12 protein-coding genes are annotated in these 12,448 nt (G+C 70.8%); 5 read left to right on the top strand and 7 right to left on the bottom strand.

The features are described from left to right. Positions 1-37: 37 nt before the first annotated feature. On the top strand, positions 38-1,033 hold the full coding sequence (locus tag OHT01_RS28660) for a 2-hydroxyacid dehydrogenase (protein ID WP_328555990.1): 996 nt from the start codon (positions 38-40) through the stop codon (positions 1,031-1,033). Here the strand turns inward: OHT01_RS28660 and OHT01_RS28665 are convergent. Then, positions 985-2,940 (bottom strand): anthranilate synthase family protein, encoded by a 1,956-nt coding sequence (locus OHT01_RS28665; RefSeq protein WP_328555991.1) that lies wholly within the window; start codon positions 2,938-2,940, stop codon positions 985-987. The two genes, OHT01_RS28660 and OHT01_RS28665, sit on opposite strands and share 49 nt — an antisense overlap. 108 nt (positions 2,941-3,048) lie before the next feature. Continuing rightward, complete coding sequence (locus OHT01_RS40200) at positions 3,049-3,231, bottom strand: trp operon leader peptide (RefSeq protein WP_405917346.1); 183 nt, start codon at positions 3,229-3,231, stop codon at positions 3,049-3,051. Here OHT01_RS40200 and OHT01_RS28670 point away from each other — a divergent pair. The 3 genes from OHT01_RS28670 to OHT01_RS28680 all read left to right on the top strand — a co-directional run bounded on the left by OHT01_RS28670 (position 3,230) and on the right by OHT01_RS28680 (position 6,378). Continuing rightward, positions 3,230-4,447 (top strand): glycoside hydrolase domain-containing protein, encoded by a 1,218-nt coding sequence (locus tag OHT01_RS28670; protein ID WP_328555992.1) that lies wholly within the window; start codon positions 3,230-3,232, stop codon positions 4,445-4,447. The genes OHT01_RS40200 and OHT01_RS28670 overlap by 2 nt on opposite strands. 130 nt (positions 4,448-4,577) lie before the next feature. Continuing rightward, the gene (locus tag OHT01_RS28675; RefSeq protein ID WP_328555993.1) at positions 4,578-5,930 is read left to right on the top strand and encodes a class II 3-deoxy-7-phosphoheptulonate synthase; all 1,353 of its coding nucleotides are present in this window, start codon (positions 4,578-4,580) and stop codon (positions 5,928-5,930) included. Positions 5,931-6,090: 160 nt separating this feature from the next. Then, positions 6,091-6,378: a (2Fe-2S)-binding protein gene (locus tag OHT01_RS28680; RefSeq protein WP_328555994.1), complete on the top strand. Its 288-nt coding sequence runs from the start codon at positions 6,091-6,093 to the stop codon at positions 6,376-6,378. On the opposite strand, the gene bfr is transcribed toward OHT01_RS28680, so the two are convergent. Then, complete coding sequence (bfr, locus tag OHT01_RS28685; protein ID WP_328555995.1) at positions 6,375-6,854, bottom strand: bacterioferritin; 480 nt, start codon at positions 6,852-6,854, stop codon at positions 6,375-6,377. The genes OHT01_RS28680 and bfr overlap by 4 nt on opposite strands. A 155-nt stretch (positions 6,855-7,009) precedes the next feature. On the opposite strand from bfr, the gene OHT01_RS28690 reads away from it, so the two are divergent. Further along, positions 7,010-7,642 carry a sulfite oxidase-like oxidoreductase gene (locus OHT01_RS28690; RefSeq protein WP_328555996.1) on the top strand — a complete coding sequence of 211 codons (633 nt, stop codon included), beginning with the start codon at positions 7,010-7,012 and terminating at the stop codon, positions 7,640-7,642. A 22-nt stretch (positions 7,643-7,664) separates the two neighbouring features. On the opposite strand, the gene OHT01_RS28695 is transcribed toward OHT01_RS28690, so the two are convergent. From OHT01_RS28695 to OHT01_RS28710, 4 genes are all read right to left on the bottom strand, one after another. Next, positions 7,665-8,210 carry a DUF4396 domain-containing protein gene (locus OHT01_RS28695; RefSeq protein ID WP_328555997.1) on the bottom strand — a complete coding sequence of 182 codons (546 nt, stop codon included), beginning with the start codon at positions 8,208-8,210 and terminating at the stop codon, positions 7,665-7,667. A 104-nt stretch (positions 8,211-8,314) separates the two neighbouring features. After that, positions 8,315-9,184, bottom strand: a complete 870-nt coding sequence (locus tag OHT01_RS28700) for a deoxyribonuclease IV (RefSeq protein ID WP_328555998.1) — start codon at positions 9,182-9,184, stop codon at positions 8,315-8,317. A 163-nt stretch (positions 9,185-9,347) separates the two neighbouring features. After that, entirely contained in the window at positions 9,348-11,285 is a 1,938-nt protein-coding gene (pknB, locus tag OHT01_RS28705) for a Stk1 family PASTA domain-containing Ser/Thr kinase (RefSeq protein WP_328555999.1), read from the bottom strand. Between the two features lie 366 nt (positions 11,286-11,651). Then, the gene (locus tag OHT01_RS28710; RefSeq protein ID WP_328556000.1) at positions 11,652-12,446 is read right to left on the bottom strand and encodes a thiazole synthase; all 795 of its coding nucleotides are present in this window, start codon (positions 12,444-12,446) and stop codon (positions 11,652-11,654) included. Positions 12,447-12,448: the final 2 nt, after the last annotated feature.

The following is a 12,448-nucleotide window of genomic DNA, read 5'->3' on the forward strand; positions in this document are numbered from 1 at the left end:
GTATATTCGGCCCATACCCCCAGAACGGGAGAAACCGGTGGAGATCCTGGCGTTCGGCGTCCAGTCCGACGAGAAGCCCCTGATCGAGAAGGCCTTCGCCGGACGCCACGAGGTCCGCTGCCTCGGCGTCTTCCTCACCGAGGACACCGCCCGCATCGCGTCCGGCTACGAGATCATCTCCACCAGCGTCAACTGCGGGCTGGGACACCGTGTTCTGCAGACCCTGGCGGCCGGCGGCACCCAGCTCGTCGCCCAGCGCTCCACCGGGTTCAACAACATCGACCTCGAAGTCGCCGAGCGCCTCGGCATGACGGTCGCCCGGGTCTCGTACTACTCGCCCTACTCGGTCGCCGAGTTCGCCTGGACCCTCGGCATGGCCGTCAACCGCCGCATCGTGCGCGCCGCCAACCGCACCCGCGACTTCGACTTCCGCCTCGACGGACTGATGGGCCGTGACATGCACGGCCGCACCGCGGGCGTCCTCGGCACCGGGAAGATCGGCGAGGCCTTCACCAGAATCGCCCACGGCTTCGGCATGAAGCTGCTCGGCTGGGACATCACCGAGAACCCGGTCTGCGTCGGACTCGGCATGGAGTACGTCTCCAAGGAACGCCTCCTCGCCGAGTCCGACCTGGTCACCCTGCACGTCCCGCTGATGCCGGGGACCCGGCACCTCATCGACGCCGACGCCCTGCGCGCGATGAAGGACGACGCGATCCTGGTGAACTCCAGCCGCGGCGGCCTGATCGACAGCCAGGCCCTCGTCACCCAGTTGCGCGAGGGCCGCTTCACAGGCGTCGGCCTCGACGTGTACGAGGCGGAGGCCGGACTGTTCTTCCTCGACAAGTCCCTCGAAACCGTCGAGGACGACACCCTGGCCCGCCTGGTCACCTTCCCGAACGTCCTGGTCACCTCGCACCAGGCGTACTACACCGGCGACGCCGTCGGCCAGATCGTCGACACCACCGTCGGGAACGTCCTCGACTACACCGAGGGCCGCCGCTCGGAGAACGTGCTGGTGCCCCGCAGCTGACCCGTCAACTCCCGCACGACGGCGGCGCCGTTCAGCGTCAGCACCGACTCCGGGTGGAACTGCACACCCGCGAACCCGGGACCGCGCAGCGCGTGCACCTCGCCGTTGGCGGCGCGGCTGACCTCGACGCCGTGCGCCGACAGCTCCACCAGCGCCTCGTCGTCGCAGCGCGCCACGAAGCTGTTGTAGAAACCGACGGTCTCCGCCCGCCCGAAGAGGTCGATGCCGGTCTGCGCGCCCTGGTACGGCACGTCCTTGCGGACGATCTCCAGTCCCAGCTCGGCCGCGATCAGCTCATGACCGAGGCAGACGCCGAGGACGCCGTGCCGGTGTCCCCGGAGGACCTCGGCGGTGAGCGCCCGCAGGAAGCGCATCTTGGGGTCCGCCGGATCGGAGGGGTCCCCGGGACCGGGGCCGAGGACCACCGGCCCCTCGTGCGCGAGGACCGCCGCACGCAGCCCCGGCTCGTCGTAGCGGCGCACGGTCACGTCCAGCCCGGACGACCTCAGCAGATGCGCCAGCATGGCGGTGAAGGTGTCCTCGGCGTCCACGACCAGCGCGTGCCCGGCGAGCTCCTGGGAACGCTCCTGCATCCGCAGCCAGAACGGCGCCAGCGAGGCCCGCCGCCCGTCCAGCGACGCCCGCACCCGCGGATCGTCGCCCAGCTTGGGCCGTACGCCGTCCGGGCGCGGCCTTGTCGGCCGCACCCCCAGCGCCGCCAGCACACCCGCCGCCTTGGCATGCGTCTCGGCGACCTCGCCCGCCGGATCCGATCCCCGTACGAGCGTGGCGCCGACCGGCACCCGCAGCCGCCCGTCCGCGTCGATGTCGGCGGTCCGGATGAGAATCGGGGAGTCGAGCGTCTGTCCCCCGGGCCCCGCGTCCGGCCCGTCCCCCGGCTGCCGCCCGACCAGCGCCAGCGCGCCCGCGTAGTAGCCGCGCCCGCCGACCTCGTGGCGCTCGATGACCCGGCAGGCGTTCTGCACCGGCGAGCCGGTGACGGTCGCCGCGAACATGGTCTCCCGCAGGACGTCCCGCACGTCCAGCGACGAGCGGCCCCGCAACTCGTACTCGGTGTGCGCGAGATGGGCCATCTCCTTGAGTCGCGGCCCGATCACCACCCCGCCCATGTCGCCGACCGTGCACATCATCTTGAGCTCCTCGTCGACGACCATCGAGAGCTCCTCGATCTCCTTGCCGTCGGCGAGGAACGCGAGCAGGTCCTCGGGCGTCGGGCCCCCGGCCGGATAGCGGTAGGTCCCGCTGATCGGGTTCATCACGACCGTCCCGGCGGACATCCGGACATGCACCTCCGGACTCGCCCCCACCAGCGTCCGCCCACCCGTCTCCCGCCCCCGCCCTTCCAAGGAAGGCCCTTCGGGCCCTTGCTCATTTCCGGTGTGCACGACGAACGTCCAGTACGCGCCCCGCTCGCCGACCAGCAGCCGGCGGAACAGCGCCAGCGCGTCGGCCCGTCCGAACCCCGGGACGTGTCCCTCGTACGTCCGCCGGATCACGAAGTTCGCGCCCTCGCCGCGGCCGATCTCCTCGCGAAGCACCCGTTCGACGATCCCGGAGTACTCCTCGTCGCCGACGTCGAAGCCGCCGCCCTCGACCCGGACGTCGTGCGCCGGAAGCTGCTCCAGCGCCTGCCCGAGCGGCAGTTCGTGGCGCTCCTCGGGGACGAGCACCGACAGCGGGGTCCCGTCGTCGCGTACGTCGAAACCGCGCTCCCGGATCTGCCGGAAGGGGATCAGGGCGAGGCCCTCGTCGGGGATGTCGGCCAGGCGCTCCACCTCGCGCACCGGCCCCAGCAGCAGCTCCACCACCTCGTGGTCGCGGCCAGGGGTACGGCGGCGCAGCAGGGCGAAGGGGCGGGGATCGTCCAGCAGGTCGAGCAGATTCATCGGTGCGGTCCTTCTCTCGGATCGTGATCTCGGAGAGGAACGGCCCGGGTCCGCAAACACCGAAGGCCGCCCCTCGGGCGGCCTTCGCGAAGTCGTGTCTACGCGCAGTCAGTGGGCCGCCGGATGAGCGGTCCACCACCAGTTCTGGTTCGAATGCGCGAACATGCGGCGCACATTACCCGACGTGAGGGGTGCGCAACAGCGTGAACCGTTCCCGCAGGGCGTTCCGGCGGCCCGGTCACCGGCCATGGATGGCCAGACAGCCCGAACCCACCGTGAAACGAGAACCATGTACGCAGCCCGTCCGTCCCAGACCCGCCGGACCCGTGCCCGCGCCCTGACCGTGCTCCTCGCGGCCGCCGCCCTCGCCGCCGGGCCGCTCGGCCCCGCGAGCTCGGCCCCGCGCCCGGCCGACTCCGAGGACCTCACCCAGGTCGCCTACCGCGGCCACATCTTCACCGTGCCCTCCTCCTGGCAGATCGTGGACCTGAAGAAACATCCCGACACCTGCGTCCGCTTCGACCGGCACGCCGTCTACCTCGGCACGCCCGGCAGCGACCAGAACTGCCCGGCCAGGGCCAGCGGACGCACCGAGGCGCTTCTCGTCCAGCCCGCGTCCGCCACCGACCGGGCCGTCACCGAGAACGCCACGGCCCGCACCTACCGGGCCACCGCGGACCGCATCGTCGTCACCGCCGCCTACGGATACGACCGCGCCCGTATCCAGGACGTCCTGCGCAGCGCCGGACTGCCCGTCGCCGCCGCCCGGCCCGAGGGGCCCGCCGAACGGCCCGCGGCGGCCCCGCTGCCGACCGACGCCACCTCCTACCGCGGCGAGGGCTTCGACGCCTGCACCGCCCCGAGCCAGTCGGCGATGGACGCCTGGCGCGACGACTCCCCGTACGGCGCCATCGGCGTCTACGTCGGCGGCCTCAACCGCGCCTGCGCCCAGCAGCACCTCACCGCCGACTGGGTGCGGAGGCAGTACACGGACGGCTGGCGGTTCTTCCCGCTGTACGTCGGCCGGCAGCCCTCCGCGGACGGAGGCAGCTGCGGGGGCGGCTGCTCGGCGATCACCAGCCCGGTGTCGCAGGGCACCGCGGCCGCCGACGACGCGGTCAAGCAGGCCGCCGCGCTGGGCTTCGGCAAGGGTGCGGTGATCTATCTCGACCTGGAGCACTACGAGCCCGGCGGCAAGGTCACCGACCAGGTGCTTTCGTACCTGGAGGCCTACACCGTGCGCCTGCACGCACTCGGCTACCGCTCGGGCGCGTACGGCAACACCTCGTCCCTGGTGTCCGACCTGATCGCCAACCGGGGGGACGTCACCCTGCCCGACGTGATCCACTTCGCCCGCTGGAACGGCGCGTCGAGCACGTCCGACTCCTCGATCCCCTCGACGCTGTGGGCCAAGCACCAGCGCATCCACCAGTACGTGGGCGACACGACCGAGACCCACGGCGGGGTGAGGATCTCCATCGACCGCGACCGGCTCGACGTGGACTAGCGGTTCTCCCTCTCCGGGCGGCCCCGGCAGGTGCCGTACCGCCGCCCGGAGAGGTGTCGATCGAGCGGGGTTCGTCTCAATTGATGAGCATGTGAATGGACGCCCGACACGACCCCGTAATGTTGTCGGGGTGACCGTGAACGCTAAGTCCAGCGCGAGCGCTGGCAACACCTGGCGAGACCTGCCCGCGGCGCAGCAGCCCGAGTACCCCGATGCCGAGGCTCTGCGCGATGTGATCGCGGACCTCGAGTCGTATCCGCCGCTCGTCTTCGCGGGCGAGTGCGACCAGCTGCGCGCCCGGATGGCGTCCGTCGCCAAGGGAGAGGCGTTCCTTCTCCAGGGCGGCGACTGCGCCGAGGCCTTCGACGCCGTGTCGGCCGACCACATCCGCAACAAGCTCAAGACCCTGCTCCAGATGGGCGCCGTCCTCACGTACGCCGCCTCGGTGCCCGTGGTGAAGGTCGGCCGGATCGCCGGCCAGTACTCCAAGCCGCGCTCCAAGGGCACCGAGACCCGCGACGGCGTGACCCTGCCGACGTACCGGGGCGACTCGGTCAACGGCTTCGACTTCGACGAGAAGTCCCGCATCCCGGACCCCGAGCGCCTGAAGCGGATGTACAACGCGTCCGCCTCCACGCTCAACCTGGTGCGCGCCTTCACCACCGGCGGCTACGCCGACCTGCGCCAGGTGCACGCCTGGAACCAGGACTTCGTGAAGTCGTCCCCGTCCGGCCAGCGCTACGAGCAGCTCGCGCGTGAGATCGACAACGCGATGAACTTCATGCGGGCCTGCGGGACGGACCCGGAGGAGTTCAAGACCGTCGAGTTCTACGCCTCCCACGAGGCGCTGCTCCTCGACTACGAGTCGGCGCTGACCCGCGTCGACTCGCGTACGGGCCACCTGTACGACGTCTCGGGCCACATGGTGTGGATCGGCGAGCGCACCCGTCAGCTCGACGGCGCGCACATCGAGTTCGCCTCGAAGATCCGCAACCCCGTCGGGATCAAGCTCGGCCCGACGACCACGGCCGAGGAGGCGCTGCAGTACATCGAGCGCCTCGACCCCGACCGCGAGCCGGGCCGTCTCACCTTCATCGTGCGCATGGGCGCGGACAAGGTCCGCGACAAGCTGCCCGAGCTGGTCGAGAAGGTCACAGCCTCCGGCGCGACCGTGGCCTGGGTGACCGACCCGATGCACGGCAACACCTTCGAGGCGGCCTCGGGCCACAAGACCCGCCGCTTCGACGACGTGCTCGACGAGGTCAAGGGCTTCTTCGAGGTCCACAAGGGACTCGGCACGCACCCGGGCGGCATCCATGTCGAGCTCACCGGTGACGATGTCACCGAGTGCGTGGGCGGCGGCGACGAGATCTTCGTCGACGACCTGCACCAGCGCTACGAGACGGCCTGCGACCCCCGTCTGAACCGCAGCCAGTCCCTTGACCTGGCGTTCCTCGTCGCCGAGATGTACCGCGACCAGTAGTAGATCAACAGGCGCGACGCCTGTTACCGGTACCTGAAGTGGGGCGCGGATCACATACGATCCGCGCCCCGCACCACTTTTGTGGTTCCTGTGTCACGGGTAAGGTTAGGTTTGCCTCACCGATCATCGGGACGGCACGACCCCACGATTCCGGCGGGAGGTGAACCGCGTGTACGTCTGCAGTTGCTTCGGGATCACCGAACAGCAGGTGAAGAAGCACGCGGAGAACGGCGCCTGTACTCCTCGGCAGATAGCCTCGGCCTCCAAGGCGGGCACGGACTGCGGTTCGTGCGTACGCCGGATCCAGGCACTGCTGGGCAGGGGCTCCTGTCCGCGCCGCGAGCTGGCCGACCAGGGCATGCCGGTGCTCTCCGACGTCCTCGGGACCGTCGAGGCGGACCGCCGCGAGACCGTCGAGTACGGGACCGCCGGGCGCGAGGCCGCCTAGCTCTCCGGCTGCTCGACGAGCTGCGCGATGTAGAGCGCCTCGCCGAGCTTCTCGACCAGTTCGAGCTGGGTGTCCAGATAGTCGATGTGGTGTTCCTCGTCCTCGAGGATCGACTCGAAGATGTTCGCGGACGTGATGTCGCCCTTCGTGCGCATCACCTCGATGCCGCGCTTGAGGCGGTCGATCGCCTCGACCTCCACCTGCCGGTCGGCCTGGAACATCTCGGTGACGGTCTGCCCCACCCGGACATGGAAGAGCCGCTGGTAGTTGGGCAGCCCGTCCAGGAAGAGGATCCGGTCGGTCAGCACCTCCGCGTGCTTCATCTCGTCGAACGACTCGTGCCGGGTGTACTTCGCGAGCTTCGTCCAGCCGAAGTTCTCCTGCATCTTCGCGTGCAGGAAGTACTGGTTGATCGCGGTGAGCTCACCGGTCAGCTGCTCGTTGAGGAATTCGATGACCTCGGGGTCGCCCTGCATCGCAGAGGCTCCTTCCAAGCGGGGGACTGGGCAGATTGCGCCGCATCTTCGCACCGGCGCCGGAGAGCGTCCAGTAAGTGCATGCTTACTACGAGTTGCCCGATTCCGGACCGTGCTGGTCATGGGCACTGTTCCGGGTCTGTCAGGATGGAGTCATGGGTCAGCCGGTGGAGCGCGAATCTGGAGAAACGGCACAGTCGGAGCTTCCGCCGGGACAGCGACTTCAGCGCGGCTGGCCCGTCACGCACTACGGACCCGTCCCCAAGTTCCGCGCCGAGCGCTGGGAATTCAGGGTGTTCGGCGCCACCGCCGACGGTGAGAAGCGCTGCTGGACCCACGACGAGTTCACCGCCCTCCCGTACGACTCCGTGGTCGCCGATCTGCACTGCGTCACGAAGTTCAGCATGCTCGGGGCCGAATGGGGTGGCGTCCCCGCTCGTACGATCCTGGAGATAGCCCCGCCCGCACCCACCGTCACCCATGTGATGGTCTGGGCCGAGTACGGGTTCAGCTCGAACCTGCGGCTCGCGGACTTCGCCTCCGAGCGCACCATCTTCGCCACCCACAAGGACGGCGAACTGCTGACGGCGGAGCACGGCTTCCCGTTGCGCCTGGTCGTCCCGCACCTGTACGCGTGGAAGGGTCCCAAGTGGGTGCGCGGCATCGAGTACATGACCGCCGACCGCCGCGGCTTCTGGGAGGAACGCGGCTACCACAACGTCGGTGACCCCTGGCGCGAGCAGCGCTACTCCTACCAGGAGGAGCCCGGGGACGGCCCCGAGCTCTGATCCCGGCGTTCGCGCGGGTGCGTCAGCGGTGGTACCGGTGGACCGCCGCGTGTCCCTTGCCCCGGCCGATGAGCCACTTGTTGACGGGCGTCGTGACCGCGAAGGCGATCACCAGGGAGACGGCCAGCGAGAACCAGAACAACGCGTCGGCCGGTTTCGCGTCCATCGCGGCCGGCCACAGCACGATCACCCCGTTGTCGATCAGCTCCATCACGGCGATCGACAGGGTGTCCGCGGCCAGGGCCACCCGGAACGCCGTCCGGAAGCCGACCCCCGCCGTCAGGATGCCGCGCAGGGTGAGCGAGTAGCCGAAGAAGAAGGCCAGCACGATCGCGAGCACCGTCGTGGGTGCGTTCCCCCAGCCGAACGCCGTGCCGATCACCATGCCGAGCACCTCGCCGACGGCACAGCCGGTCAGGCAGTGCAGGGTCGCCCGCGCGGCCGTCGGCCAGGTCGCCCCGGCCGGGGTGTGCGGATGTCCGTGCGCCCCGTGGTGCCCGTGCGCCTCGGCGGCGATTCCGGGGTGAGGCGTGTGCCCCGCCCGCCGCGTGTCCGTCTCGTGCCGCATGAGTGGCCCCCAATGCCGGGTGACGGTTCCTGTGTCTCAGTGAACCGCATACCCCCATGGGGTATTTCCCGAGGGTGTTCGCGAAGGGCCGGGCGGGTTCGGGCTCAGCCGTCGCGGAGCTTCTTCAGCCGCTCCACATCGGCCGCGTGCCCTTCCTTCCCACCGGGTGTCTCGATGATCAGGGGGACGCCCTCGGTGGCGGGATGGGTCATCAGGGCGCGGAACGGGTCCTCGCCTATGTGGCCGGAGCCGATGTTCTCGTGACGGTCCTTGTGTGCGCCGACCACATCCTTGGAGTCGTTGGCGTGGATCAGCTTCAGCCGTCCCTCGCCAACCGTGTCGACCAGCAGATCGAGGGTCTGGTGCATACCGCTGGGCCCGGTCAGATCGTGGCCCGCCGCGAAGATGTGGCAGGTGTCGAGGCAGACGCCCAGCTTGGGGTGGGCGTCGAGGGCCTCGAAGTACGGTCCGAAGTCCCAGGTGCGGGAGCAGAGCGAGGCGCCCTGGCCGGCCGTCGACTCCAGGAGGAGGAACGGGTCGTCGTCGTGGGTCAGCTCGTCCAGCAGCGGCAGCAGGCGGTCGCGCACCTGCCGCAGGGCGACGGACCGCTCCCGGCCGCCGGTGGCGCTCCCGGTGTGCACGACCACACCCAGGGCGCCGATCTCCCGCCCCCGCCGCAGTGAGTGCCGCAGCGACTCCACCGACTTCTCGGCCGTCGCCTCGGTGTGCGAGCCGAAGTTGATCAGATACGGGGCGTGGACGTACGCGGGGATCGACCCGGCGGCGCAGGCGGCACGGAAGTCCTCGTCCTGCTTCGGGTTCCCGTCGGGGGTCGCCCAGCCGCGCGGGTTGGCGACGAAGACCTGGACGGTCTCGGCCGCGAGATCGCGGGCGTAGGCCAGGCCGACGGAGGCGAGGCCGCCGGCCACCGGGACATGGCCGCCGACGGGGTTGCGGAGCTGCTTGCTGGTCACACCCGTCAGGGTGTCACGCGCCGCCGGGCGCCCCGCGGGCGGACCTGGGACAGGGCGCCGGACGGGCAGGGGACGCGGGACGGGCGGGCCTCAGGGGCTCTCGGGTCCCCGTGGGGGAGCGGTCCCCGAGCGGCGCCCGGCCCGGGGACCCGCGTCCCGCGGCTCAGCGGATCTGGATCGTTATCGTCGAGCCCTTGGGCGCCGTGTCGCCCCCGTGCACGGACTGCTTCTTGACCGTGTCGCCGAAGAGCCCGAGCAGTCCGCGGTCCTCGTCGACCTGGAAACCGGCGTCCCCCAGGGCCTTCTTCGCGTCGTCCACGCTGTCGCCCACGACGTCCGGGACCTCGATCATCGGGGGGCCCTTGGACAGCGTCAGCGTCACCGTGTCACCGGTGGCGGCCTCCTGACCCCCGCCCGGCGCCTGCACGGCGACCTGGCCCTTGTCGAAGTCCGAGTTGACCCGCTCCGCGGCGATCTTCACCTTCAGGCCCGCGCCCTCCAGCTGAGCGGTGGCGTCCTCCACCGACGCGCCGGTCACGTCGGGCAGCTCCACCGGGGCGCCCTTGCTGACGACGATCGCGATCGCCGAGCCGGAGTGCCGCGGGGTACCCGCGCCCGGATCCGTACCGATCACGAAGCCCCTGGGCACGTCCTCGCTGGTCGCGCGGGTGACCATGCCCGCGGCGAGGCCGTCGCCCTTCAGCACGTCCTTCGCCTTGAAGAGCGCGAGGCCCTTCAGGTCGGGCACCTTCACCGTCTTGGGGCCGTTGGAGATGACGAGCGTCACGGAGTCGTTGTCGCGGATCCGCGAGCCGACACCGGGGTCGGTGCTGATGACCGTGCCGCGCTTCACGGTGTCACTGTAGGCGTGCTCGACCCGCTTGACATCGAGTCCGGCGTCGTGGAGCCGGGCCGTGGCCTGCTGCTCCGTCTTCGCCAGGACCGGCGGGACCTTGGTGAACTGGCCGGAGTTGATGTACCAGACCCCGGCGCCGAGGCCGAGCACCAGCACGATCGCGGCGACGGCCATCATGATGCCGCGCCGCGGCCGTGAGCCCGGCTGTCGCGGTGCCACGTCCGGCGCGGTGACGAAGGGACTGCTCTGCTCGAACCGGCTGGTCCGGTCGAGGGCGTCGTCGTCGTTCACGGGCAGTGGACGGGGGACGGACAGCGAGCGCGGGATCACGCTCGTCCGGTCGTCGGCGTTGTCGTGGCCCACGGACAGCGCCCCCGGCGGAACCGCGTCGAGCTGCTCGGCGGTGAGGCCGGCCCGTGCTTCGAGCACCTGGCCGAGGAGCGCCACCGCGTCGGCGGGGCGGACCTCGGGATTGCGGGCCGTGGCCGCCGCGACGAGTTCGTCCAGCCCGTACGCCATGCCCGGCACCAGGGCCGAGGGAGGCGGCACGTCCTCGTGGAGGTGCTGGTAGAGGACCTGCGCGGGGGACTCGGCGGTGTACGGTTTGGCGCCGGTGAGCATCTCGTAGAGGACGACCCCGCTGGCGTAGACGTCGACGCGGGTGTCGGCGGTGCCGTGCTCGATCTGCTCGGGGGCGAGGTACGACACGGTGCCGAGGACGGTGCCCGTCGTGCTGGTCACCGTGTCCACGGCTCGGACGAGGCCGAAGTCAGCCACCTTGACCCGGCCGTCGTCCCCGATCAGGACGTTCTCCGGCTTCATGTCGCGGTGCACGAACCCGGCCCGGTGCGCGGCGCCGAGCGCGGCGAGCACCGGCTCCAGGATGTCGAGCGCGGCCCGGGGCTGCAGGGCGCCGCGCTCGCGCAGCACGTCCCGCAGGGTGCACCCGGCGATGTACTCCATGGCCAGATAGACGTACGACCCGTGCGCCCCCTGGTCGAAGACCTGCACCACGTTGGGGTGCGCCAGCCGTGCCACCGACTTGGCCTCGCGGATGAACCGCTCGACGAAGGAACCGTCGGCGGCCAGCGTCGGATGCATCACCTTGAGGGCGAGCACGCGGTCGAGGCGGGTGTCCAGGGCCCTGTAGACCGTGGCCATCCCGCCGACCGCGATCCGTGCGTCGACGCGGTAGCGGCCGTCGAGCACGTGTCCGACAAGGGGGTCCTGAAGGGTCGTATCCACGCAGGTGAGTCTACGAGCCACCACTGTCACGCCGCCCCGTTCGGCCGGTACAGGGGCCCGACTGCAGCCGAGCTGTGACGCACACCGCGCATATGAGGGTGCGATCTTCGCACTGATGTCCGATCAGGCCCGGTCCGTCACCGCAAGGCCACAACGCGACAACCTGCACCACCGCGGGAAACCGCCCGGAACCGGCCGCGGCATCCCCGCCCCGTGGCCCGTCCCGAGGCGTGAGGCGCACGTCGCACGGGGCGCATTCGGGGGCGCACGGATATTTCGTCCCGCGGCACCCATCGCCGGCGAGCGCCCCCGAGGGGGCCCGCCGTGTCCGTCCGGCCGGAAACCGACGGCCCGCCCGACGGCGGGTCAGAACGCCGGGCGCTCCGGGTCCAGCGCCGCCATGCCCTCCGCCGGAGAGGACGCCGTGGCGAAGTGCCGCCGGGGAATGCGCCCCGCCCGCCGCGCCAGGCGCCCCGCCTCCACCGCGTGCCGCATGGCCTCCGCCATCAGCACCGGCTCCTGCGCCCGCGTCACAGCCGAGGCCAGCATCACCCCCGCACACCCCAGCTCCATCGCGAGCGCCGCGTCCGAGGCCGTCCCCGCCCCGGCGTCCAGGATCACCGGCACGCGCGCGTGCTCGACGATGAGCTGGAAGTTGTGCGGGTTGCGGATCCCGAGCCCGGACCCGATGGGCGAGCCGAGCGGCATGACCGCCGCGCAGCCGACGTCCTCCAGCTTGCGCGCCAGCACCGGGTCGTCGTTCGTGTAAGGCAGCACGGTGAAGCCGTCGTCGACCAGAGTCTCCGCCGCGTCGAGGAGTTCGATCGGATCGGGCAGGAGGGTGCGCTCGTCGGCGATGACCTCCAGCTTGACCAGGTCGGTGCCCAGCGCCTCGCGCGCCAGCCGGGCGGTCAGCACGGCCTCACCGGCGGTGTAGCACCCGGCCGTGTTCGGCAGGACGCGGATGCCCAGACGGTCGAGCACCGACAGGACCGAGCCGTGCACGGACGCGTCCACGCGCCGCATCGCGACCGTCGTCAGCTCCGTACCGGACGCCACCAGCGAACGCTCCAGCACGTCGAGACTGGGCGCACCGCCCGTCCCCATGATCAGCCGGGACCCGTAGGCCGTACCGCCGAGGACGAAGGGATCGTCGGCCATGG

The organism is Streptomyces sp. NBC_00358 (assembly GCF_036099295.1).
GTDB lineage: Bacteria > Actinomycetota > Actinomycetes > Streptomycetales > Streptomycetaceae > Streptomyces.

Bases quoted from the DNA above. Each gene is read 5' to 3' on its own strand.
- OHT01_RS28665 (WP_328555991.1), bottom strand. From the start codon at position 2,940: ATGAATCTGCTCGACCTGCTGGACGATCCCCGCCCCTTCGCCCTGCTG.
- OHT01_RS28670 (WP_328555992.1), top strand. From the start codon at position 3,230: ATGTACGCAGCCCGTCCGTCCCAGACCCGCCGGACCCGTGCCCGCGCC.
- OHT01_RS40200 (WP_405917346.1), bottom strand. From the start codon at position 3,231: ATGGTTCTCGTTTCACGGTGGGTTCGGGCTGTCTGGCCATCCATGGCC.
- bfr (WP_328555995.1), bottom strand. From the start codon at position 6,854: ATGCAGGGCGACCCCGAGGTCATCGAATTCCTCAACGAGCAGCTGACC.
- OHT01_RS28690 (WP_328555996.1), top strand. From the start codon at position 7,010: ATGGGTCAGCCGGTGGAGCGCGAATCTGGAGAAACGGCACAGTCGGAG.
- OHT01_RS28695 (WP_328555997.1), bottom strand. From the start codon at position 8,210: ATGCGGCACGAGACGGACACGCGGCGGGCGGGGCACACGCCTCACCCC.
- OHT01_RS28710 (WP_328556000.1), bottom strand. From the start codon at position 12,446: ATGGCCGACGATCCCTTCGTCCTCGGCGGTACGGCCTACGGGTCCCGG.